This is a genomic window from Paenibacillus nicotianae (genome assembly GCF_042681745.1).
Lineage (GTDB): Bacteria > Bacillota > Bacilli > Paenibacillales > Paenibacillaceae > Saccharibacillus > Saccharibacillus nicotianae.
In genome coordinates this window covers 724513-747207 of sequence record NZ_JBHUGF010000010.1, presented here as the reverse complement: position 1 = coordinate 747207, position 22695 = coordinate 724513, and the positions used below count along the sequence as shown (strand labels likewise).

23 protein-coding genes are annotated in these 22695 nt (G+C 38.2%); 3 read left to right on the top strand and 20 right to left on the bottom strand.

Features of this window, described 5'->3' with window-relative positions; genetic code table 11:
• Positions 1 to 32: 32 nt before the first annotated feature.
• The gene (locus tag ACFSGI_RS07520) at positions 33 to 380 is read right to left on the bottom strand and encodes a nucleotide pyrophosphohydrolase (RefSeq protein ID WP_204823536.1); all 348 of its coding nucleotides are present in this window, start codon (positions 378 to 380) and stop codon (positions 33 to 35) included.
• Positions 381 to 599: 219 nt separating this feature from the next.
• On the opposite strand from ACFSGI_RS07520, the gene ACFSGI_RS07515 reads away from it, so the two are divergent.
• Positions 600 to 1472 carry a YitT family protein gene (locus ACFSGI_RS07515; RefSeq protein ID WP_204823535.1) on the top strand — a complete coding sequence of 291 codons (873 nt, stop codon included), beginning with the start codon at positions 600 to 602 and terminating at the stop codon, positions 1470 to 1472.
• A 212-nt stretch (positions 1473 to 1684) separates the two neighbouring features.
• Here ACFSGI_RS07515 and ACFSGI_RS07510 read toward each other — a convergent pair whose 3' ends face one another.
• The 6 genes from ACFSGI_RS07510 to ACFSGI_RS07485 all read right to left on the bottom strand — a co-directional run bounded on the left by ACFSGI_RS07510 (position 1685) and on the right by ACFSGI_RS07485 (position 5447).
• Positions 1685 to 2326 (bottom strand): DUF1405 domain-containing protein, encoded by a 642-nt coding sequence (locus tag ACFSGI_RS07510; protein WP_204823534.1) that lies wholly within the window; start codon positions 2324 to 2326, stop codon positions 1685 to 1687.
• Between the two features lie 287 nt (positions 2327 to 2613).
• The gene (locus tag ACFSGI_RS07505) at positions 2614 to 2853 is read right to left on the bottom strand and encodes an IDEAL domain-containing protein (RefSeq protein ID WP_204823533.1); all 240 of its coding nucleotides are present in this window, start codon (positions 2851 to 2853) and stop codon (positions 2614 to 2616) included.
• A gap of 24 nt (positions 2854 to 2877) precedes the next feature.
• Positions 2878 to 3384, bottom strand: coding sequence for a gamma carbonic anhydrase family protein (locus tag ACFSGI_RS07500; protein ID WP_204823532.1), 507 nt, complete (start codon positions 3382 to 3384; stop codon positions 2878 to 2880).
• 97 nt (positions 3385 to 3481) lie between these two features.
• Positions 3482 to 4063, bottom strand: a complete 582-nt coding sequence (locus ACFSGI_RS07495) for a histidine phosphatase family protein (RefSeq protein WP_204823531.1) — start codon at positions 4061 to 4063, stop codon at positions 3482 to 3484.
• Positions 4064 to 4221: 158 nt separating this feature from the next.
• On the bottom strand, positions 4222 to 4851 hold the full coding sequence (locus ACFSGI_RS07490) for an anti-sigma factor family protein (protein WP_204823530.1): 630 nt from the start codon (positions 4849 to 4851) through the stop codon (positions 4222 to 4224).
• Positions 4848 to 5447: an RNA polymerase sigma factor gene (locus ACFSGI_RS07485; RefSeq protein ID WP_204823529.1), complete on the bottom strand. Its 600-nt coding sequence runs from the start codon at positions 5445 to 5447 to the stop codon at positions 4848 to 4850. Before ACFSGI_RS07485 ends, ACFSGI_RS07490 begins: the two co-directional genes overlap by 4 nt.
• 564 nt (positions 5448 to 6011) lie before the next feature.
• Between ACFSGI_RS07485 and ACFSGI_RS07480 the strand changes: the two genes are divergently transcribed.
• Both ACFSGI_RS07480 and ACFSGI_RS07475 read left to right on the top strand, forming a co-directional pair.
• Positions 6012 to 6377, top strand: a complete 366-nt coding sequence (locus ACFSGI_RS07480) for a hypothetical protein (RefSeq protein WP_204823528.1) — start codon at positions 6012 to 6014, stop codon at positions 6375 to 6377.
• 324 nt (positions 6378 to 6701) lie between these two features.
• Positions 6702 to 8687, top strand: a complete 1986-nt coding sequence (locus ACFSGI_RS07475; RefSeq protein ID WP_204823527.1) for an NACHT domain-containing protein — start codon at positions 6702 to 6704, stop codon at positions 8685 to 8687.
• 300 nt (positions 8688 to 8987) lie between these two features.
• On the opposite strand, the gene ACFSGI_RS07470 is transcribed toward ACFSGI_RS07475, so the two are convergent.
• The 13 genes from ACFSGI_RS07470 to ndk form a co-directional block, all read right to left on the bottom strand.
• Positions 8988 to 10085, bottom strand: coding sequence for a prephenate dehydrogenase (locus tag ACFSGI_RS07470; protein WP_204823526.1), 1098 nt, complete (start codon positions 10083 to 10085; stop codon positions 8988 to 8990).
• Between the two features lie 117 nt (positions 10086 to 10202).
• On the bottom strand, positions 10203 to 11300 hold the full coding sequence (gene hisC / locus ACFSGI_RS07465; protein ID WP_204823525.1) for a histidinol-phosphate transaminase: 1098 nt from the start codon (positions 11298 to 11300) through the stop codon (positions 10203 to 10205).
• Positions 11301 to 11379: 79 nt separating this feature from the next.
• Positions 11380 to 12207, bottom strand: coding sequence for a tryptophan synthase subunit alpha (trpA, locus tag ACFSGI_RS07460; protein ID WP_379282830.1), 828 nt, complete (start codon positions 12205 to 12207; stop codon positions 11380 to 11382).
• The gene (gene trpB, locus ACFSGI_RS07455) at positions 12204 to 13397 is read right to left on the bottom strand and encodes a tryptophan synthase subunit beta (protein ID WP_204823524.1); all 1194 of its coding nucleotides are present in this window, start codon (positions 13395 to 13397) and stop codon (positions 12204 to 12206) included. Before trpB ends, trpA begins: the two co-directional genes overlap by 4 nt.
• Positions 13397 to 14104 carry a phosphoribosylanthranilate isomerase gene (locus ACFSGI_RS07450; protein ID WP_204823523.1) on the bottom strand — a complete coding sequence of 236 codons (708 nt, stop codon included), beginning with the start codon at positions 14102 to 14104 and terminating at the stop codon, positions 13397 to 13399. Before ACFSGI_RS07450 ends, trpB begins: the two co-directional genes overlap by 1 nt.
• On the bottom strand, positions 14097 to 14933 hold the full coding sequence (gene trpC / locus ACFSGI_RS07445; protein WP_204823522.1) for an indole-3-glycerol phosphate synthase TrpC: 837 nt from the start codon (positions 14931 to 14933) through the stop codon (positions 14097 to 14099). The genes ACFSGI_RS07450 and trpC overlap by 8 nt, the downstream gene beginning before the upstream one ends.
• Positions 14923 to 15963, bottom strand: a complete 1041-nt coding sequence (gene trpD, locus ACFSGI_RS07440; RefSeq protein WP_204823521.1) for an anthranilate phosphoribosyltransferase — start codon at positions 15961 to 15963, stop codon at positions 14923 to 14925. Before trpD ends, trpC begins: the two co-directional genes overlap by 11 nt.
• A 50-nt stretch (positions 15964 to 16013) precedes the next feature.
• Positions 16014 to 17570, bottom strand: a complete 1557-nt coding sequence (gene trpE, locus ACFSGI_RS07435; protein ID WP_204823520.1) for an anthranilate synthase component I — start codon at positions 17568 to 17570, stop codon at positions 16014 to 16016.
• A gap of 621 nt (positions 17571 to 18191) precedes the next feature.
• Positions 18192 to 18563 carry a chorismate mutase gene (aroH, locus tag ACFSGI_RS07430; protein WP_204823519.1) on the bottom strand — a complete coding sequence of 124 codons (372 nt, stop codon included), beginning with the start codon at positions 18561 to 18563 and terminating at the stop codon, positions 18192 to 18194.
• 3 nt (positions 18564 to 18566) lie between these two features.
• Positions 18567 to 19661 (bottom strand): 3-dehydroquinate synthase, encoded by a 1095-nt coding sequence (gene aroB, locus ACFSGI_RS07425; RefSeq protein ID WP_204824942.1) that lies wholly within the window; start codon positions 19659 to 19661, stop codon positions 18567 to 18569.
• Between the two features lie 8 nt (positions 19662 to 19669).
• Positions 19670 to 20839, bottom strand: a complete 1170-nt coding sequence (aroC, locus tag ACFSGI_RS07420) for a chorismate synthase (protein ID WP_204823518.1) — start codon at positions 20837 to 20839, stop codon at positions 19670 to 19672.
• A 313-nt stretch (positions 20840 to 21152) separates the two neighbouring features.
• The gene (locus tag ACFSGI_RS07415) at positions 21153 to 21956 is read right to left on the bottom strand and encodes a CheR family methyltransferase (RefSeq protein WP_204823517.1); all 804 of its coding nucleotides are present in this window, start codon (positions 21954 to 21956) and stop codon (positions 21153 to 21155) included.
• A gap of 51 nt (positions 21957 to 22007) precedes the next feature.
• Positions 22008 to 22451: a nucleoside-diphosphate kinase gene (gene ndk, locus ACFSGI_RS07410; protein WP_204823516.1), complete on the bottom strand. Its 444-nt coding sequence runs from the start codon at positions 22449 to 22451 to the stop codon at positions 22008 to 22010.
• Positions 22452 to 22695 lie beyond the last annotated feature (244 nt).

Below are 22695 nucleotides of genomic sequence, written 5' to 3'. Positions count from 1 at the left end.
ACTCCTTTTACTTGGAAATAGACGGATCTAGTTTATTTCTCTTCAGTGTTATTGTCTTCTATACGTGTCCAGCGATCTTTATCGCGTGTGTTAAATTTATGCATCACTTGATTGTGTGCTTCTGTAAGATCAATACCTAATGAATTGGCAAAACACATCGTAATAAATAAAATATCACCAAGTTCCAGTTCAATAGAATTGTCATCTTCATCGTTCTTTTTAGGTTTTTCGCCAAATGAATGATTGACTTCACGCGCCAATTCGCCTACTTCTTCCGACATGCGTGCTAACATTGCAAGTGGTGAAAAATAGCCTTCTTTAAATTGCGAGATATACGCATCAACTTCACGCTGCATTTCTGCTAAAGATTTCTCTGTCATTAATTATAGCCTCCATTGCACATTTTCAATCGTATGTACCTTTTATACCCAACAAATAAACGGTATTCATTGTTACTACAATGTTATCCTAAAGCGATTTTGAACACAAATCAATATTTTCAATATTTATCTTTATGTTTATTTTGATAACTTTTATGCAATTATGCACAAAAAAATGTATACTGATAAAGGTTAGTTTATTTTACGGAGGTATCGACGATGTCGAAGCACAAATATTGGAGTCAGCTCAGATTGATTATTCCGATTATATTCGGAGCCAGTGTATATGCATTTGGTTTATTGTATTTTATTATTCCTAACACCTTGATGGAAGGTGGAGTCACAGGAATTACAGTGCTTTTGAATTATGCGTTTGGTATATCGCCCTCCTTATCTACTTTAATTCTTAATATTCCTTTATTTTTAATTGGTCTCAAATTGTTAGGTAAACGTCAAATGATCTATACAGGCGTCGGAATTGCTTCACTTACTTTTTTCTTATGGTTATTTGAACGAATGATCAAAATAGGCTGGATTGGTACATTTCAGACCAAAAATGATTATATTTTAGCTGCTTTATATGCAGGGGTAACGTTAGGTACAGGACTTGGAATTGTTTTCCGCTTTGGTGGTACGACAGGTGGTTCGGATATTATTGCACGTATTCTTCATTTGAAGTTCGGCTGGAGCATGGGACAGATTATGCTTGTAATCGATATTGTTATTATAGGTTCCTCGTTATTTTTTATTAGCAAAGAATTGGTTTTATACACATTAGTAACTGTCTATATTGCTTCAAAATTAATAGATTTTATTCAAGATGGTGCTTATTCTGGCAAAGCCTTTACAATTATTAGCGATCATGCCGGTGAGATTGCTGAAATTATTATGAAAGAACTGGATCGAGGCGTAACATTAATTCCTGCAATCGGTGCATATTCCAAGCATGCTAAAGAAATTGCTTATTGCGTTGTATCCAGGCAAGAAATTCGTCGGGTGCAAATGATTGTACGTTCTGTTGATCCGCGTGCTTTTATGATTATTAATGAAGTAAATGATGTGCATGGCGAAGGATTTCGTGAAGATAGCTGAGTTTGTACTATTAAAGTAATAGAAGTATTCGCTTTTGCATCATCCACTCCAGCCAAATCGTTGTTCTTATCATCGCGGTTGTAATAGATAAAAAGAACCACAATCCTTAAAAAGGTTTGTGGTTCTTTTTGTTGAATATACTGTTTTTAGTGAATCTTTTTAACGTGTTCTTTCATTCACAATTTTTTCAACTGATACAGATATGAAAAAGTCTATGAATTAAGCGACCGTATTTTACGGGCTTGTCGTAATGCTAGCGCTCCTGCTAATGCCGATGCAAAAGTTAGGATCACTGTAAAATTACGAACTTGATCTAAACGTTCGACTAGAAGTGGAGTCAGCCACGGATAGATATGTTGTGAATAATCCATATAATCGTTCAGTAATGTCCATGACAGAGCGATCCAAAGATATTTCCAACCAAATGCGAAAAAGCGTACAAATAACAATGACTCGACTGCCATCGTTAAATGAGAAGCGGTTAACATCCAATCTTGCCAGTATAATGGATCACCTAATGCTACACCCCAGAAGATCATAACTACTGCCCAGACTCCATATTTGACAGAAGTGACTACAGCTAATGCTTCGAATAATTTACGAATCACGATCCATGCTTTTTGCTTGGGTGGATATAAAATAAAAGCTAATGCTACTGTAAAAAATAAACTGGCAGTTGGACTATCAGGTACAAAGATAATCATCCATGTTGGCTTGATTTCTAGTGTGTACTCTAATTGTAATCCATACCATATGTATCCATACACTGTGCCCAGCGCATTACAGATCAGCAGTAACCATAACACTCTACGATCGGTTAACAATGCTTTACTCCACAATAATGAAATCGACATAAACATTCCCCTTTATCTATTACCAATCTGCTATATTCTTGGTTAACCACGAATCTATATCATTTTAATAGGATGTCTACTTACACGCAAGTGCTACTGTTTTTTGATAATCTCTGTATAAGCACAAAAAAAGCCTGCCTGATATAGGCAGACTCCGCCGGCTAGTACACACTTCTATCATCAAATTCCGTTTCTTCCTAAACGTCCGACAACGGCATCCATAAATACGTAGTATTGTTCTGCTTGTTACGCTTACAAACAGATATTGATCACCTTACACTTTTGCATCAAAACGATAATGATTTACGTTCAACAATTTCGACTACAGGCTCTACCACTAACACCGCAGAAGCTAACGTACGTAATTCGTTTGTCAAACGTTGAAAAGCATCTTCGTCTCGTTCTGCAAGTGCTTGATCAATCAACAGGTGTAATTCATTCATACGATGCTCACGTAGTACTTGATCCCATACCATTTCAGCCGCTAATCCCAGCATAACTTCATAGGTTACTTTCATCTTGTACATAGGGCGCACCTCCATAATGCTATTTCATGGATTCCTGAACTCTGCTCCTTTGTCCACATAGCTCTGTGTTGTACGTGCCATCCGTTCCAAATCTTGTTCGGTTAGCTCTCGTATCACACGTGCAGGTGAACCTAAAGAAAGAGTATAAGGTGGTATTATTGTGTTCTCAGTGACAAGTGAACCTGCACCAATCAATGCATACTCTCCAATATCAGCGCCGTTCAGAATAATAGCTCCCATTCCAATAAGAGAACCTTTACCGATTCGGCAACCATGTACGATAGCAGAGTGTCCGACAGAGACATCATTTTCGATCCATAACGGATGTTTCTCATGTACATGTCCTACAACTAAATCTTGAATATTGCAACGCTCCCCAATAATAACTGGAGCTAGATCGCCACGCAGTACAGCGTTGAACCAGATACTGCTATCTTTGCCAGCAGTGACGTTACCAATTAATTTGGCACCTTCTGCAACAAAAACACTGGGATCGATATTCGGTAGTTGATTGTGATAAGGCAATAACATGTGATTAACTCCTTAATGGCATTTAACCAATTTATTTGTAAGCGTATCACTAATTATACAAAAAAATAAAATAAAAAATAACCCGTCTAAAGAAGGGTTATTCTAAATGTTGGATATTGTTGTACAAAATTGTCGTCCATTCCTGTTCTGTACGCTCCAAAATCGTCAAAGACAGATTGCCAATTCGCTCAGTATGAGCTTCTTTGAGCAATAGAGTAAACAGTTGAGATAAGAACCCACCATGACTGACAACCAGAATATTTTGCTCAGGATATTGTTCTATCGTATGATTCAAAAATTCCATACCACGCGCTTGAATATCTTCTATCTTTTCTTGCCCTAATTCTAATGTCTCCCAATCTGCGCCCCATTTTTCTTCGCGCTCTTGCCATGTTAATCCTTCAACCTGTCCAAAAGCACGTTCTTTCAACCGTTGATCTGGTTCCAATAAAGGAATATGTAACCGTTCTGCTATAATTTGGGCTGTTTCTTGTGCACGCGATAATTCACTAGCAACGATAAAATCCCATTGCACCGCTTCACTTTCTGTAGCAAGACGTTCTGCTAATCGTTGAGCTTGACGTCTGCCTTCATCATTTAAAGGGATATCACTATGTCCTTGAATACGTCCCAAAGCATTCCAGTCGGTTAGTCCATGTCTGATTAGTCCTATACGCATCGATCGATATCCTACTTTCTTTTTGTATTGAATATAAAAGTAATACAAATGAATAATCTATACTAACACAATTTCCTTATATTCCAAACAAAAAAGCAGTTCACCCTCCCCATGTTCCGTTCATGGTTACGATGGTGAACTGCTTTGACAACTATACATTATGAATGACGTGCTTTGGCAAGCCATCGCAATGAAAGTAACGCTAGCATCATACCTACCACTGATAAAATCATCCAGTATTGAGGATGACTTGGACTCATAGGAATTACCAGAGGATCGATTAGACCACGCTCAGAGCCTACAAAATGTAAAGAAGAATTCGCCACTGTTGCGTTATCGCTTGTAGCAATCGCTGTAGGTACAATCCCTGATACACGCTCTTGTGCTGCATCTCGATCAAATGTTCCTGAGAAATCGAGTGTTAAATACAATGAACTACATACAAATATAGCAAACAAGCAGAGAATCCAGGCCGATAAACGACGGCGGAACAAACGCAATATAGGTCCATGCTTACGATCCGTCTGTAACACCCATGGAGATTCAGCGTAAATACGATCCATAACTGTAAGGTTTACTTTTTCTGCCTCAGCAGTCATCATCAGCTCAGAAGCTTTGTCTTCTTCAACCTGAGCCTGAATTAAATCATAACTTTCCTGCCATATTTGAAATTCCGCCGCACAAGCCGGACACTCTTCTATATGACGGTCAAGTGCCTGGCGGCGCGAATCATTTTTCGGAAGATCATGATATATCCCGAATAACTCTTCGGCCTCTCTGCAATTCATTTTCTTTTCATCCCTTCAATAGGCTCATCATAGACCGAATCGTAAAAGTAAGGTTCTAACCGAACTTTTACACTCGCTCTTGCCCGGAACAAAAGAGACTTGACGGAGCTTACACTCTGAGACAGAATTTCAGCGATTTCCTGATAATCCATCTGGTCATATTCGCGGAGGATCAATGCAGATCTTTGCTTTTCAGGTAAAAGATCAATTGCTTCACGTACCATCTGTACACGTTCATTACGCAACGCAGCTTGTTCAGGCACCATGCTATTCGGTGCTAACGGAACAAAACCACTTTCTTCGAGTGGTACACTGCCATTTTTTTGTTTGCGCAGTTCACTAAGTACAGTATTGCGTGCAATTGTATATAACCATGTCGAGAACGAAGCATCTACTTCCCGGAAGGAATGAAGGCTTTTGTAAGCCTTGTAGAACGTCTCTGAACATAAATCTTCTGCCATCATTTCGAGATTGGAGTTTTTAAGCATATGATAAACAAATGCCAAAATTTTGCGCTGATAACGACGCATCAGCTCTGAATATAACTCCACGTCACCGTTTTTAATTTCCTGAATCAACAGGGAATCATCTGTCATTCTAATGCGACCCTCCTCGTTGCTGCCGCCGCATCTTTCCGTTCCTTGTATATTATGTAATACCGAAACGGACGGCAAAAGTTGCGGTAGAAAATATAAGTTTCCACAACTTTACAACAACTTCTCTAGTTTAAAATGTATTTGAATGATAAAAACTACGAATGTAACTAAACTGCAATATAATAAGCGATGAATTATCGTCAGTTGGTACGATTGAGAGAGCTTTATTTATTGTAATAAGTCTCAGAAAAATGTCCTTTTGTATCCTATCTAATTATCAGACGGAGCATGTGCCAAAAAGGTTGCTGGTTTTAGAAAAAAATTTAAAAATTCATTATTATTTTTGAAGATCAATTGCAAGATTGAAAGAAGATGTTGTAAAAGTGCTACATTCCGTTCATCTTGCTATACTATGCTTCTTTATGTAAGTCTCCTTTTGACTATACATCATTATCGGTTGGAGATAGATATTTTATGAAGTTATTTAGCAAGGAAATATATTAGAATTACAAATTTTCACTATCTTTACCGATAAATATAAAAATTAAATTATTAGAGGAATATATGTCACAAATTTGGAATAATATAAAGAATAGTGGTGTTTGGATGTTAACTGAAAAAGTTCTATCAATAATTGCCATTATAATTTCTACAGCTACTTTTAGTTATACAATTGTTCAAAGTTTTCAATCGAGTTCAGAGAATCTTGTTATTTATTCTTATCAGCCAGATAAAGATTTCAAAATAAAAATCGAAAAATTCACTACTATTCCTGACCATTACTCAATTCCTTTTCAATTTAAGATTCTTCTTGCAAATACAGGAGAGAAAACTTTGACATTAGCTAGATTCTCTTCTACTTTTTTTCAACAAGAAGATCTAGGCTATAGTGGTTTAACTGATACAGGTTTTTTCACTGAGGATAATTAAAAAAGTAATTTACCTTATATATTGCCTTCAGGAGAAGGGAGAATACTGATTTATAAAAAAGACATAAATTTTAATAGTGACATTATGAAATCTATAAATGATATATAAAAAAAAATCATAACACAAATATTTTTGATCAAGAAATTTTGTGTTATGATTTTTTAAGTTATGCAATTGAAGCAACACCAGAATCATTTGGTCTTAAGAAAAAAGATATAAATATTTCAAGAAATAAATACGAATTTGATAAGATGAGCTTTAAAATTGACAAAAATGTTGATACTTCCATACTTAAAATAAAATTTAAAAGGAGTTTAATTTAAAATGGGATATGATTCTTTTGACTATTCAAAATTAATATCAGATTTAGTCTCTAGAAATGTAACAAGTATTGCTAAAGGAGTTACTAAAATTTCAAGGAAATTATTAGCTGAGTTCTCAATTGAAATACAAACTGCTTTTATAAATTATTTAAATAGCTGTATACATCGTTATAGTAATGTAAAGACTATTTTAAATAGGCAGACTCCTATTCCATTATATGAAGTTTTTGTTAATAGCAATTTAGAGTGTAAAGAGAAAGTTATTAGTACAAAAAACATCAATGAATTATTAGATGTAAGTACAAAAATTATGATTTTAGGTAGTGGTGGTATTGGCAAATCGACTTTATTTAAACATTTATTTTTAAATTCCTTAAAAGAAACTGATAAAATTCCCATATTTATTACTTTAAGAGACATAAACTCTATTGAATATAACTTAATAGACTTTATATATCATTCTATGTCGATACTAAATTTTAATTTAGAAAAAGAACATCTTGTCAATTCTTTTAATAAAGGCATTTATATTTTCTTTTTTGATGGATTGGATGAAGTGAATGAGAAAAGAAGACAGATTATCATAAGAGAGCTAAATGATTTTTCTACCCAGTATAGTTATAATCATTTTTTAGTATCTTCTCGTATTTCCGATGAACTTTCTGGTGGTTGGGATAATTACACTGATTTTAGGGTCAGTAATTTGACTGATGAACAGGCATTAGAATTAGTTTCAAAAATGCCTTATGAAAAAGAAATAAAAGATAAGTTTTCTGAGAATTTATCTAAAGGTTTATATCAACAGCATCAAACTTTTTATTCAAATCCTCTGCTTTTAACTTTGATGCTGATGACATTCGAAGAATATGCTGAAATTCCTGATAAAATATATCTATTTTATAGTCAAGCTTATGAAGTATTATATTCAAAACACGATAGTAGTAAAACAGGATATTACAGAGAAAGAAAAACTCAAAAAAATAATTTAGGATTTGGAGATTTTACTAAAATACTAGAAATAATTTCTGCTCATAGTTATTTCAAAGAAGAAATTTCATTTACAGGAGAGCGTCTCATAGAACTGATAGAAAAAGCTAAAATTATTACAAGGCAAGAATTTCTTGAAGAAGATTTTAAAGATGACTTAGTCGTTGCAGTATGCATCTTATATTTAGATGGATTGAAATATAATTATCAACATCGTTCTTTTCAAGAATATTTCACTGCAAAATATATTCTTGAACAGTCACCAGAAAGACAGAAGCAATTACTAGAGAATCTTATATATAATAAACCTTCTTCAATTTTTACTGATCAAGTTTTTCGAATGTTGATGGATATAAACAGAACAACAATAGAAAAGTATTTAATTATTCCTTTTTTAAAATCAATTCAAGAGTCTATACAATCTTTTGATACAAAAATTAATCATATTGATTTTATAACTAAATATGCTTTATACCCATTAAAAATAATAGTAGAAGTAAGTTCTTATAAAGGAAAAGATATATTTAAATTACGTAATACTCCCTTTATTGAACATTGGCAAGATAATGGAGAACTAAGTCCAGTAGAATTATTTTTTAAATTTATTTCTCGCTGGTATAAAAGTACATTAAATATAAACTTTGATATTGATGAATTAATTCCTGGAAGAATTATCTATGAAACAAATAGCATGAAAAATGTTATTGATTATATTGAAAATAATTTTTCTGTTTTTCGTAATGATTTAAGTTTTGAAGACCTCGAACACGATATAGAACATATGCTTCAGAGAGTAAATGAAAATGAAAGTGAAAATTCTTTTGCAGGAATAAGTTTAGAATATGCTATAGAAAATGTTTTAGCTGATCCTATTTTAACTTCTTTATCTATCGAATATAAATATAATCAAATATTTGATATTGAATATTCTTTTAAACTTTTGAAGTTTCTTGAGCAAGAGCATATAAAAATTGAAAAGTTTGAAGAAGAGCTTTTTTAATATTTCAAACGCAAAAAAGAAACCGCTAACATAAGTTAGCGGTTTGTTCCCACCTAATAAGGGGGATCTAGTATTGGATAGGAGTGGAGAGAAACCATACTGTACTTTCAGTATACTGTATACGCTTTCATTCTGTCAACACTCTTAGCTAATATTTTCATAATTTTCTAAAAATAATTTAAAAATCCATATTTGGAAGCCAGTTTACGATACAAACAATTGCAGATGTAGACTGGTTTCCTTCATGTTTTAGCTCAAGTGTTCCAACTTTTTATCTTATTTAAGATTGATAATTCTATTTTATACAAATACACTATATTGTTGATCTTGCAGCATAATCTTTGCTTTTTCCATATCATGCTCTTGTCTAAACGACAAACGCATCACACCCGGTACCTCTTCTCGACTCTCCACGATCTGAACATTGCTAATATTGATACCTTGATTACCAATTTCAGTCGTGATTTTGCCTATAATCCCTGGATGATCGGGAACTTCTAGATAAAGATCATATAGCGAAGCAATCATACCTTTTCGACGTTCAGGCAATTGATCCCGAAAAGCGCCTGCTTTTTCAAATTGTTCTTCAATTCCCCGAGAATCTTGTTGCTGTAACAGCTCAATAAATTCAGCTACACCGCTATTCCAATCTTCTAGCAAAGACAATACAATATGGCGATTATTCAGCAAAATATCGCGCCAGACGATCGGATCACTAGAAGCAATACGTGTAATATCACGAAATCCACCCGCAGCTAACATACGATATAATGGATTTTCTTGGTTGTATTGACGAATCTGATTCACCAATGCGACAGCAATCACATGCGGTAAATGACTGATGGCTCCGACAATTTCATCATGCATTACAGGTTCGACTTTTACAATCTGTGCTCTTGTTGTCTGCTCCAGAAGATTACCTAATCGGTCTATAACGTCCTGTGGAACGTTTTCAGGAGGAGTCAGTACATAATATGCGTTTTCAAATAAAAGCGCTGAAGCGGCTCCTACTCCTGCACGCTCTGAACCCGCCATAGGATGACCACCTATAAAATAGACGGAATCCAAATTCAACTGCGCCGCATGAGCGATCACAGATGCTTTGGTACTGCCTACGTCTGTAATAATACAACCCTGCTTGAGAGGTAAATGGCTTAATTTGTCCAGATACGTACCGATCAGACTTACAGGCACACATAAAAAAATAAAGTCAGCATCCAGCGCTGCCTCTTCAATCGAAAGTGTAGCATGGTCAACAACTTCCCGTTCTTGATACGTATGTATTAATTCCGGGAGGTGCGTGTAGCCCGTTACATACAGATCAGGCTTGCCTTTAAAACATAGTGCAAGCGAGCCACCAATCAGCCCTACACCGAAAATTGCAATTTTAGTTGTCATCACATATCCCACTCATTCTTTATCTGATATCAAGTATGATCAATATCAGGATATTACTAGCTTATCCTTACGACAGCTTGCATACATCCTGATACTGTTATACTTGCGCTTACGAAGTTACACTGTTGTTGACTGTTCCTGCATAGATTCTTCTAATGCACGAATAAAGATTTCATTTTCGCGTGCTGTTCCAACCGTAACACGAATATACGTTGGATATTTCTGATGCCCTGCACGTACAATCACGCCACGACGCAACATCGATTGGAATACTTCCAGTGCTTGATGCTTCACATCTACCATAATGAAGTTAGTCTGTGACGGGAAGTAATGCAGTCCCAGACGATCAAATTCTGCTGTTAAGTATTTAATGCCTTCTTTGTTTTTGTTATGACAATCTTGTACAAAATCTTGATCTGCTAATGCTTGACGAGCAGCAGCTTGACCGATTCGAGAGGTATTGAATGGCTCACGTACTTGATTGATCAATTTGATCACATCTGCATGACCTACACCATAACCGATACGAAGTGCAGCCAGACCATAGATTTTGGAGAATGTACGCAAGATCACTACATTTGTATATTTTTCAAGCAATTTAAGACTTTGCGGGTAAGCCGCATCTGTTACATATTCGTAGTAAGCTTCATCCAATACGACCATTACACTACTAGGTACTTGTTCCAAAAAGCCGATCAATTCTTCATGCGATACAATCGTACCTGTTGGATTATTTGGATTACACACCCAGATAATTTTAGTACGTCCATTTACTTGTGCCATCATGCCTTCAAGATCATGTACACCATCTTTTAAAGGCACTTCATGTACAAGTGCGCCTTCGATATCGGCATTGCTTTTGTATACTGAAAATGTCTGATCAGCCATAATTGTCTCATCACCTGGCTCTAAAAAAGCACGCGTAATTAAGGCAATAATTTCATCTGAACCACAGCCAAAAATAATTTGATTCGGCTCAACACCCAAATGTGTGCCTAACTGTGCAGTTAGGTCAACAGCTCCACCATCAGGATAAATATGTAGCTGCGTTAATTCTTTAGCAATCGCTGCTTGTACAGATGGTGCAGAACCGTATGGATTTTCATTAGATGCTAATTTGATCACTTCACTTAAACCGAGTTCACGTTTAACTTCTTCTAAAGGTTTACCTGGTTGGTATACAGGAATATTAACGATACGAGATTTAGGCTTCATTATTTTTAACTCCTTCATGTAAAAGTTGGAGCCACTGTGATAGGGCTCCATCTTTACGTAATATAGTCATACATCTTTTTTATTCTTTTAATTCTGCCACAAATTTGCGAATTTGCAATAATCCTTCGATTTTGCGTTCTGGATTTGTCAAAAGAGGGATCTGCGATTCAATTTGACGTACAATCGCACTACCTACCACAACACCATCACAGAATTTAGAAAATTCTCTCACTTGTTCACTACTCGAAATCCCAAAACCAACTGCTACCGGAAGATCGGTATTGCTTTTCACATCGCGGATAAATTGTTCCACATTATTGTGAAAAGAAGCTCGCTCCCCGGTGACTCCAAGTGAAGATACGCAATAGACAAATCCTTGAGCACCATCTAGAATTGCTGCAATTCGGTCATTGGATGTTGGAGCTACTAGAGGAATCAGGCTAACGCCTGCTGCTTTGGCGCGTTCTCTCATTTCACCAGACTCTTCCACAGGCAGATCAGGAATAATCATCCCGCTAATACCATGAGCTTGCATCGTTTCAAAAAACGTATCCAATCCAAATTGCAATATCGGATTATAATACGTAAACAAAATAAATGGCATTTCTACTCCACGCTGACGTGCTCCATCTGCTACTTCTAGACAAGTATGAATAGTAACATGATGAGTAAGAGCACGCTGAGAAGCACGCTGAATCACAGGCCCATCAGCTAATGGATCAGAATAAGGAACACCTAATTCTAGAATATCCGCGCCAGCCGCTTCCATTTCTACAATAATATCAATCGTAGTCTGCGGATCAGGATCGCCTACAGTAAGAAAAGGAATCAATGCTGTTTTGCCTTCTTCTTTTAGTCGAGCAAACGTGGCATCCATACGATTCTGACTTTGATCTGTCATACTCATTGTACGCCCTCCTCATACTGCATAATCGACTCTACATCTTTGTCTCCACGACCGGAAAGGCAGATGACTAGAATCTGGTCGCTGCTCATATCTTTTGCTATTTTGACGACATGTGCAATTGCATGTGAAGATTCTAGAGCAGGAATAATACCTTCTGTACGACAAAGTAATTTCAAAGCATCCAAAGCTTCAGCATCGGTTACAGGCACATATTGTACACGCTTGATATCTTTAAGATAGGAGTGTTCAGGGCCTACTCCCGGATAATCCAGACCGGCTGAGATCGAATGTGCAGGTTGAACCTGTCCATATTCATCTTGCAATAGATAACTCATCGACCCTTGAAAAACACCTTTGGTTCCCAGACTCATTGTGGCTGCATGTAAAGGGGTATCAATACCACGTCCAGCGGCTTCTACACCGATCAGATTAACATCGGTATCTTCAATAAACGGGTAAAACATACCGATAGCATTACTACCTCCACCGATACAAGCGACAACTGTATCTGGCAAACGATTTTCAAGTTCAAGCATTTGACGACGTGTCTCATCCCCAATAACACGTTGGAAATTACGCACCATCATTGGATATGGATGAGGGCCTACCGCCGAACCTAGAATATAAAATGTATCTTCTACATTACTTACCCAGTAGCGTAATGCTTCATTTCCAGCATCTTTAAGCGTCATTGTACCCGATGTAACCGGCACGACTTCTGCACCTAATAATTTCATCCGAAATACATTCAACTGCTGACGACGAATATCTTCTTCGCCCATAAATACTTTACATTCAAGTCCGAACAATGCCGCCACAGTAGCTGTAGCTACACCATGTTGACCAGCACCTGTTTCAGCAATGACTTTCTTTTTACCTGTACGCTTTGCAAGTAGGCCTTGAGCGAGTGCATTATTGATTTTATGAGCTCCGGTATGGTTCAAATCTTCTCGTTTGAGATAGATTTTAGGCCCACCTAATTCTTCGCTCAAACGCTGTGCATAATACAATGGTGTTTCTCGTCCAGAATATTCTTTAAGCAAATATTTCAGTTCTGTCTGAAACTCTTCATCTTCTGCATATTGATAGTAAGACTGTTCCAATTCTATAAGTGCATTCATCAGAGTCTCAGGCACATATCTTCCTCCAAAATCGCCGAAACGTCCTTTTGCATCTGGTAATGTCGTCATTATGCCTTCACCCTTTCTACAAATGTTGTTATTTTCGTAATGTCTTTGATTTCATCTGTTTCTACTCCGCTTGATACATCAACGCCTTCAAGCGAATATTGACTGAGTAGAGATGATACGTTGTCTGGGGTTAATCCTCCAGCGATAAGTAATGGAATACGGTGTGTAACTGTCCATTGATGATAAGGTTCTATTTGGTTCCAGGCAAACGTTTTACCTGAACCTCCTCCATACAGAGGATCATACGTATCTAATAAAAAGGCATCGACAACGCCCTCATAAGGTGAAAGTTGTTGTTCTACAGATTGTTGTTGCGCTGTACTTGTTAGTGAGATCACTTTGAATACCTGCTTATGCAATTGCTCTTGAATCTGTCTGCACAGTTCAGGAGACTCTTGACCATGAAGCTGGATGACATCAAGTGGCGCCACTTCAACAATCTTTTTCAACTCGTCTAAGGTCGGATTTACAAATACACCAACGCTTTGAGGAATCGGATGATTTTGCCATTGATGCAACGTTTCGATCAGTATAGCGGCTTGATCACGATTCACCTGACGCTTACTTTTTGCAAAAACGAAACCGATGTAATCAATCGGTAATTGTATCATAGATTTTAGCACTTCAACGCTTTGAAGTCCACAAATTTTTACGTATTTTTTTTCGGTCTTACTTTGCTGAGTGGATGATTGTTGAGCTTTATTCATGTGTACTTTTAAAATCATTAGAATGGGCAGTTTGCGTAGGCTCCATAAGCGTTGTTACAGCAGCGCGAATATCATCTTTACGCATAAAGTACTCTCCAACCAGTACGCCCTTCGCTCCTGCACCTGATAAATAAACCATATCATCCACTCCAGAAATCCCGCTTTCACTGATCAAAGGAACATGGGCTGGAACGAGATTTATCAATTCCACAGTGGTCGCAAGTGAGGTCTCAAATGTTTTGAGATTTCGATTATTCACACCAATCAATGCATGTTCAGCGGCTCCTTTAACCTGTAGAACAGTCTCTAATTCTTCACGATCATGTACTTCAATCAATACATCTAATCCAATAGATAATGCTATATCAAAATAAGATTGTAATTGTTCTGGTGTCAAAATAGCTGCAATTAACAAAATAGCATCCGCACCGATTAAGCGTGCTTCATAAATCTGTACTTCATCAATAATAAAGTCTTTGCGAAGTAACGGAAGCTGTACTGCATGATGAATAGCTGTTAAGTATTCTTTATTTCCCTGGAAATAATCAACATCTGTTAATACAGAGATACAATCTGCTCCTGCATCTTCATACGCTTTAGCAATTTCAACAGGATCAAAATTCGGGCGAATCAATCCTTTAGATGGAGAAGCTTTTTTCACTTCTGCAATCAATCCCATCGAATGATGTGGATGCTGGATTAACGCTTTGCGAAAACCTTTCGTTGCAGGCAATGTTTTGATCTGCTCTTTAGCCTGTTCTACTGAAAATGTCTTTTTCAATTGTTCAACTTCCTGTTGTTTGGTTACTACAATACGGTCAAGATACATGGCTTAATCCCTCCGTTGTGTCTATTAATTGTTGTAACTTATGAGCAGCCGCTCCTGAATCAATAGCTTGAGCCGCTATGATTGCTCCTTGCGCAAGTGAATCAGCTTGACCTGAAAGATAGATACATGCTGCACTGTTCGCAACTACGACATCACGATAAGCACTTTCTTCTCCACGAAGCACACTGCGAATAATATCGGCATTTTCCATAGCGTCTCCGCCTAATGTATGTTCTATTGGATGTGTAGGTAGACCAAAATCAGTCGGGCTGATCTCATACGTGTGTACTTGTCCATCTTTGAGTTCTGCTACTCTTGTAGGTGCAGATATACTAATTTCATCAAGTCCATCCAGACTAGCTACCACCAGTGCACGCTTGAGTCCTAACAAATGAAGCGTATGGGCTACTATCTCAATCTTACTAATATCATATAAGCCAATCAACTGACGGTCTGCTCCTGCTGGATTGGTCAAAGGCCCTAACATGTTAAATACTGTACGCACCCCCAACTCACGACGCGTAGCAGCGGCATACTTCATTGATGGATGAAATACTTGCGCAAACATAAAGCAAATACCGATATCTTCCAAACATGCAGCCGCTTGATCAGGATTCAACGTAATATTTACACCTAGAGCTTCTAATACATCTGCACTTCCTGCTTTGCCGGACGCAGATCGATTACCATGCTTGGCAACACGTACACCGATAGAAGAAGCGATAATTGCAGATACAGTGGAAATATTAAATTTGTGAATCCCTGAACCACCTGTTCCACATGTATCTAACAATCCGTCTGATAATACAGGAACACTACCTCCATTGGTACGCATCGCTTCTGCTAAACCTGTAATTTCTTCTACTGTTTCCCCTTTGATACGAAGAGCTGTTAGTAAGCCTCCGATTTGAGAAGGAGTAGCAATACCGCTCATAATGACATTCATTACTTGATTCGATTGCTCGCGTGTTAAGTGCTTGCCTTCAATAATTGTAGCAATCGCTTGTTGCATCAGTTCATTTCCACCCATCTCTGTCTCTCCTTTACTTCTTTATCTATAGTTACATTGTTACGGGATGTTTAACGATCATATCCATACATATAATCTTGATTGATTTCAGATTCGCTTTCTTGTTGTTTTGGTAAAAACATCGCTTCTGCCACACGAATCGATTTGAGCATTCCTTTGGCTTTGTTCACTGTTTCTTCGTATTCTTTTTCTGGAACCGAATCCCAGACGATACCTGCTCCTGCTTGTACATAAGCTTTACCGTTTTTGAAAATAATCGTTCGAATCGTAATACAAGCATCCATATTACCGGAGAATCCTAGATAACCGATGGCTCCTGCATAAGCACCGCGTGCTTCATTTTCAATTTCAGCAATAATTTCCATTGCTCTTAATTTAGGCGCACCGGATACAGTTCCAGCAGGCAGACAAGATAAGAAAGCATCGAAGAAGTCTTTATCTTTGTGTAATTTTCCTGATACCCCGGACACAATATGCATCACATGCGAATACCGTTCAATTTCCATAAATGTATCTGTTTTGACGCTTCCGAATTCAGATACTCGTCCTAGATCGTTACGACCGAGATCGACTAACATCAGATGTTCTGCACGCTCTTTCTCGTCTTGAAGCAATTCTTCAGCTAACGCCTGGTCTTCCGCTTCTGTCTGACCGCGAGGACGAGTTCCTGCGATAGGACGTGTCTCCAACCGATCTCCTGCTACTTTGACCAGTGCTTCTGGCGATGTGCCTACAATGACTTCATCATCCATTTTCAAATAATACATATAAGGGGATGGATTCATCGTGCGTAATACACGATACACTTCGAGCGGTGAGACTTCTGTTTCAATATGAAAACGTTGAGATAACACCACTTGAAAAATATCACCGGCACGAATATATTCTTTTGCCCGATCTACACCATCCAAATATTCTTCTTTGGTCATATTGGATTGAATTTCACCCATCTCTACATCTTCCGATACCGGGCTACGTCCCATCGTGCTGATAGAAGGCTGTGTTTTTAATAAATCTTCTGTCGCTTCTAGCTTGCGACTGGCTTTGGTATATGCTTCACGAATTTGTTGTTCTGTCGCGTTATCCGGTACATGCACATTACCAACTAGCAAAATATGCTGTTTGACATGATCGAATACTACAATCTGATCACAGAACATAAATTGAATATCATCCATCTGCATATCATCGATCCGATGAGCAGGTAATTTTTCATAATATTGTTGTAGATCGTATCCAAAAAATCCAATCGCTCCTCCTGTAAATGGAGGTAAACCGTCTACTTTGGGACTACGATAACGTTGCAATAATGTTTTGAGTTGTTCGATAGGCTTGCCTGCTAGTTCTGCTTCCTGACCGTTGATTTCAAGCTTGATTCTGCCTTTTTTTCCAGAGATCAGAAGAAATGGATCACTGCCGATAAACGAATATCGTGCCCATTTGCTACCACCTTCTACGCTTTCTAATAGAAATGCACGCTTATGATCGGCATAGCGTTGAAAAATTCGAATTGGTGTCTCCATATCGCCTAGCAAACGTTTGACAATAGGAATCAAATTGTATTCTTTCGATGTTGCAATCACTTGTTCGATATTGGGCTGAATCATCGTATTCGCTCCTCAGATTTGTATTTTGGGTACTAAAAAAGCCTTCACGCGTGTCGACGCATGAAGGCTGCAATAGACGTACAAAATGTACAAATGTCAGAATCGATTACTTAGGATTCCGGCAGAATCGAAGTATTCCCACTACAAATAGTACAAAGAAATAAGTAAGCAGATACGGATTGATCTACATACTGATATTCATCATCTGTCAGCTATCTAGTTAGCACCACTTTGATATGATTACCCATTTATGATAACAGTGATACACTCTTGTACCTCTCGTTATATCTATGGTCTTGGCAATCATCATTTCAGGTGATACTTACAACTGTGCTATACAGATATTTCGATTGTCTATTTCTAGCTGTACCACGTTATACTGCTTGAAACGTCTTTGCTCTTGTCTTCCTGCTGGCACACGATCCGAATTGAATAACATACAGTGTATTCACACCTAATGGATCAATCCGCTCTGCCCGCCGACAAGGCTTACGTTTCATTCTCATCTATACTCTTCTCTACCTCTACTTGCATCTCAGCTCATTACACGGCTCTTACTATTTATCTTAACGACTACTATACAGCAAAAGAAACGTCTAACGCAACCCTTACATCATATCCCTATTCTGAAATAACTAAATCTGGACGTAATCGCTTGGCTTCGTTGAGATAGACATGTTTGATTTCTTGTTGTGACTTTGTTGTATTGACTTGAATCATCAATCGAATACATTTAGGCAAGCTATTCTGTACTGCTGCTTCTACCGCACACATTAAAGGAACCATATTCCAGCCTTCCATTTCACGAATCGCTAACGCTGGAAAAATAGCATCCAGATCAGGGGTCATCGTAATCCAGATACAACTGATATCTTCAGGTTCAAATTGATTACGGTCTACAATCTCCTTCAGCAATACTACGGTTTCATCCAATATTTCCTGCTTGTCATTATTGATTACTGTAGTAGCCCCACGAATTCCTCGATTGTACATCGTTTACACCTCTTCCTTTAATTGCTGCACTACGCGGCGTACCAGATCATAATCAACATTATGATTGATCTCTACAACACCGATAGATTTGGGAACGATAAATGTCATTGATCCTTCTTGAAACTTCTTATCATGCATCATCGCTTCCATAATCTGATCCACATCCAGACGTTCCGGCAAAATAGTAGGCAGCCCAAGGGATGTTAACATCTCGCGCGTAGTATCTACAAGACCTGGCTCTCCACCTAACTGCTCACCGATAAGCGCAGAACCCACCATACCGATTGAGATCGCTTCTCCATGAATAATTTCACCATACCCTGCTACAGCTTCAATAGCATGTCCTATAGTGTGCCCTAGATTCAGAATCGCTCGTAGATCATTTTCGCGTTCATCACGAGAAACGACAATTGCTTTGATTGAACATCCTTTTTCCAGACCGTAACCCATCGCTGTCATGTCTACAGCTTTCAATTCTTCCGCATGTTCAAGACACCAGTAAGCAAATTCTTTATCCCAGATTAAACCATGCTTCACCATCTCTGCAAGTCCAGCATATACTTCACGTTTGGGTAAAGTTTGAAGTGTTGTTAGATCATATAATACGAATTCCGGTTGATGGAAAACACCGATCATATTTTTAGCTAGACGATGATTAATCGCTACTTTACCACCGACACTGCTATCATGTGCAAGCACACTGGTTGGCATTTGGATAAAGCGAATACCCCGCATATATGATCCAGCAACAAAACCAGCCAGATCTCCCACAACGCCGCCACCGAGTGCAATCACAGTCGATTTACGATCAAGACCGCCTTGAATCGCTTTGGTCATCACTTCTTCAAATACAGACATCGATTTGGATTGTTCACCTGCGCCTACAATCGCGGTTACGACCGTAAATCCTGAAGCAGTCAATGACTGCTCCACAGTATTCAAGTAAGGATCAGCTACATGTTCATCGGTAACAATCAGTACAGGGCTTTGCTTAGAAATGTGATGGTTGTCTAAATACGTTCCTGCCTGTTGTAACAAATCTTCTCCAATATAGATTGGATAGGAGCGTTCGCCAAGTTGGACATCAACGGTTCTCACCGCAGACATTAGTATTGCTCCACTTGAGCAAGATAATTTTTAAGATTATTACGAATCTCATCCATCGAGTCGCCGCCAAATTTCTCAAGGAAAGCCTTGGCTACTTCCCAAGCAACAACACTTTCAAGCACAACGCTAGCAGCAGGTACAGCACAAGCATCAGAACGTTCCACTTGAGCTGTAAATGCTTCTTTGGTATCGATATCTACACTTTGTAGCGGTTTGTATAAGGTTGGAATAGGCTTCATTACACCGCGAACAACGATAGGCATACCATTCGTCATTCCACCTTCAAATCCGCCTAGACGGTTGCTAGCACGATGATATCCACGCTCTTCGGTATACAGAATCTCATCATGGACTTGTGAACCACGAAGTTCTCCTGCTTCGAACCCTATGCCAATCTCTACGCCTTTAAAAGCATTGATTGACATTACGGCTTGCGCGATACGTGCATCAAGCTTGCGATCATATTGAACAAAACTTCCCAGACCGACAGGAACGCCTTCAATAATACATTCCACGACACCACCGATCGAGTCGCCTTCTTTTTTGATTTGTTCGATATAAGCTTCCATTTTTTGCTCGGTTTCTTTATCCACTACACGCACAGAAGACTCTTCTGTCTGAGCAATCAACTCATCCAGTGGAAGATTGTGAGGTGGGGCTACGATTTCACCGATACGAATGACTTGTCCGGCAACTTTGATCCCAAATGCTTCAAGGAATTGACGTGCTACAGCTCCGCAAGCGACACGAATCGCTGTCTCACGTGCGCTAGAACGCTCTAACACATTACGCAAATCTTTATGATTATATTTAAGACCGCCATTCAAATCCGCATGACCCGGACGTGGACGATGTACACGACGTTTCTCTTCGTCTGTACCTTCCATCGGCTCAATATTCATAATCTTTGTCCAGTGCTTCCAGTCATTATTCGCTACAACCAAAGCTACAGGTGCTCCTGTTGTATATCCATGACGTACACCGCCGACGATATCTGCTGTATCTTTTTCAATTTGCATCCGGCGACCTCGTCCATACCCTTTCTGACGACGTGCAAGTTGGAAATTCAATGCTTCAAAATCCAGCTCTAGCTGGCTTGGTAATCCTTCAATAATCGCTGTCAATTGGGGACCATGTGTCTCCCCTGCTGTTAAATAACGTAAACTCATTGTTGCGTTCCCCCTTTAAACTGTTAAACTGTGCATTGCTAAAATCCGTAATTATCTTTGCTTATTATAGTACAGCATCTATTGGTTTGACAAGAAAGGGTAAAACATTGATTTCATCTATTGCTACTGCCTGTTGATCATAAAAAACACGCTACCTTTTCGTCATAGACGATACAAGCAGCGTGTTTTTATTTAAATAGATTGCATAGATTCTTCCTTCATTAGATCTAGAGTATGAATCTACACATAAATAAGTATGACGTATTTCTAGCCTCAACCATGTGCACTGTTTTGATTACAGATCAAGCAGAAATCAGCCTTTTTTGTAATAAAAGAATGTTTCCGATGTCTCGAACCCATATTGTGCCGGAGAAAAAATCTGCTCCGTACTGCCTACAAATAATACTCCACCAGGACGCAGACTGTTAGCGAATTTATGATACAGCATATTTTTAGCTTCTTCTGTAAAATAAATCATTACATTGCGACATACGATCAGATCGTATCCTGTTTCAAACGTATCGGTCAATAGGTTACCTTTACGGAAATTAACCGCTTTTTTCAGCGAGTCACTAATATGGAACATGTGACCATCTGCTGTAAAATGGCGTTTGGCAACATCAGCAGGAACATCTTTTAATGAACGTTCCAAATACATTCCTTTTTTAGCTTTTTCTAATGCACCATCATCAATATCCGTAGCATGCAAAGTAGTACTGGATAATAGATTTTTGTCAGACAGGATCATAGACAATGTATATGGCTCTTCACCTGTAGAACAAGCTGCGCTCCATACTTTTAAATTTTTACCGTTGTTTTTTTGCAATTGCGGTAAAATCGAATCACGCAATACTTCCCAACGGTTCGGGTTGCGCCAAAATTCAGACACGTTGATCGTCATACGATCCAAAAATTCATAAAATAACGTTTTATCTTTTAACATTGCATCGAAAAAAGCGCTAAATGTAGAAAATCCGTTTTTGGTACGTAATGTAGTCAAACGACGCTTCATTTGAGCTTCTTTGTATTGAGCCAAATCGATTCCAGTATTATCTTTTACTTTTTTTATAAAACCTACATAGTCCGGGTCTGAATGAATCGTATCATTAATAAGCATGGGATCACTTCCTTGATCATCATTGTAAGTGCAGTCCATGCGAGGGTATGTTTAGATCCATGCTGAAATATTTTTGTCGTAAACGCTTAATTCGTTCTCGTCAAAAAAATTAGCAATCTCCCGTTCAGCACTTTCAACTGAATCGGAACCGTGAATCAGATTGAGTGGAGTATGATTAGCAAAGTCACCACGAATTGTTCCAGGTTGGGCTTCTGTTACTTTTGTTTTGCCGATAACCATGCGCGAGATTGTGATAATATCATCACCTTCCCATACCATAGCAAACACCGGGCCTGAAGTAATAAAGCTGATCAAACCATCATAAAATGCTTTGCCTTCGTGCTCTGCATAATGACGTTTTGCCTGTTCCTCTGTTGCGGTTACGAACTTGCCACCTACCAGCTTAAAGCCTTTGTCCTCCAAACGACTGACAATGCGTCCTATTAACCCCCGCTGCACACCATCAGGTTTAATCATCAAAAATGTGCGTTCCATTGGTTCACTCTCCCATTATCTACAATGTGATCTGCTATTGGGCATGGTTGGTAATAATGCCCACCTGTGTATTCTAACAGAAACCACTGTTTACAGAAAGGAAGCGTTTCATAGCAATGTTCGACATTTTCTGATTGTACTCAAACCTGAGTGATATACATTACTGCACATATCGAATATTTGGACAAAATAGTGATTTGAACCGCTATTCAATATGCTTTGTAATGTATATATCGACCGTATG

Bases quoted from the DNA above. Each gene is read 5' to 3' on its own strand.
- ndk (WP_204823516.1), bottom strand. From the start codon at position 22,451: ATGGAACGCACATTTTTGATGATTAAACCTGATGGTGTGCAGCGGGGG.
- aroH (WP_204823519.1), bottom strand. From the start codon at position 18,563: ATGTACAATCGAGGAATTCGTGGGGCTACTACAGTAATCAATAATGAC.
- trpB (WP_204823524.1), bottom strand. From the start codon at position 13,397: ATGACGACATTACCAGATGCAAAAGGACGTTTCGGCGATTTTGGAGGA.
- trpE (WP_204823520.1), bottom strand. From the start codon at position 17,570: ATGATTCAGCCCAATATCGAACAAGTGATTGCAACATCGAAAGAATAC.
- ACFSGI_RS07500 (WP_204823532.1), bottom strand. From the start codon at position 3,384: ATGTTATTGCCTTATCACAATCAACTACCGAATATCGATCCCAGTGTT.
- ACFSGI_RS07490 (WP_204823530.1), bottom strand. From the start codon at position 4,851: ATGAATTGCAGAGAGGCCGAAGAGTTATTCGGGATATATCATGATCTT.
- aroC (WP_204823518.1), bottom strand. From the start codon at position 20,839: ATGAGTTTACGTTATTTAACAGCAGGGGAGACACATGGTCCCCAATTG.
- ACFSGI_RS07475 (WP_204823527.1), top strand. From the start codon at position 6,702: ATGGGATATGATTCTTTTGACTATTCAAAATTAATATCAGATTTAGTC.
- hisC (WP_204823525.1), bottom strand. From the start codon at position 11,300: ATGAAGCCTAAATCTCGTATCGTTAATATTCCTGTATACCAACCAGGT.
- ACFSGI_RS07485 (WP_204823529.1), bottom strand. From the start codon at position 5,447: ATGACAGATGATTCCCTGTTGATTCAGGAAATTAAAAACGGTGACGTG.
- ACFSGI_RS07520 (WP_204823536.1), bottom strand. From the start codon at position 380: ATGACAGAGAAATCTTTAGCAGAAATGCAGCGTGAAGTTGATGCGTAT.
- trpC (WP_204823522.1), bottom strand. From the start codon at position 14,933: ATGTATCTTGACCGTATTGTAGTAACCAAACAACAGGAAGTTGAACAA.
- ACFSGI_RS07480 (WP_204823528.1), top strand. From the start codon at position 6,012: ATGTCACAAATTTGGAATAATATAAAGAATAGTGGTGTTTGGATGTTA.
- trpD (WP_204823521.1), bottom strand. From the start codon at position 15,963: ATGGGTGGAAATGAACTGATGCAACAAGCGATTGCTACAATTATTGAA.
- ACFSGI_RS07450 (WP_204823523.1), bottom strand. From the start codon at position 14,104: ATGAATAAAGCTCAACAATCATCCACTCAGCAAAGTAAGACCGAAAAA.
- ACFSGI_RS07495 (WP_204823531.1), bottom strand. From the start codon at position 4,063: ATGCGTATAGGACTAATCAGACATGGACTAACCGACTGGAATGCTTTG.
- ACFSGI_RS07505 (WP_204823533.1), bottom strand. From the start codon at position 2,853: ATGTACAAGATGAAAGTAACCTATGAAGTTATGCTGGGATTAGCGGCT.
- ACFSGI_RS07415 (WP_204823517.1), bottom strand. From the start codon at position 21,956: ATGCTTATTAATGATACGATTCATTCAGACCCGGACTATGTAGGTTTT.
- ACFSGI_RS07470 (WP_204823526.1), bottom strand. From the start codon at position 10,085: ATGACAACTAAAATTGCAATTTTCGGTGTAGGGCTGATTGGTGGCTCG.
- ACFSGI_RS07510 (WP_204823534.1), bottom strand. From the start codon at position 2,326: ATGTCGATTTCATTATTGTGGAGTAAAGCATTGTTAACCGATCGTAGA.
- ACFSGI_RS07515 (WP_204823535.1), top strand. From the start codon at position 600: ATGTCGAAGCACAAATATTGGAGTCAGCTCAGATTGATTATTCCGATT.
- trpA (WP_379282830.1), bottom strand. From the start codon at position 12,207: ATGAGTATGACAGATCAAAGTCAGAATCGTATGGATGCCACGTTTGCT.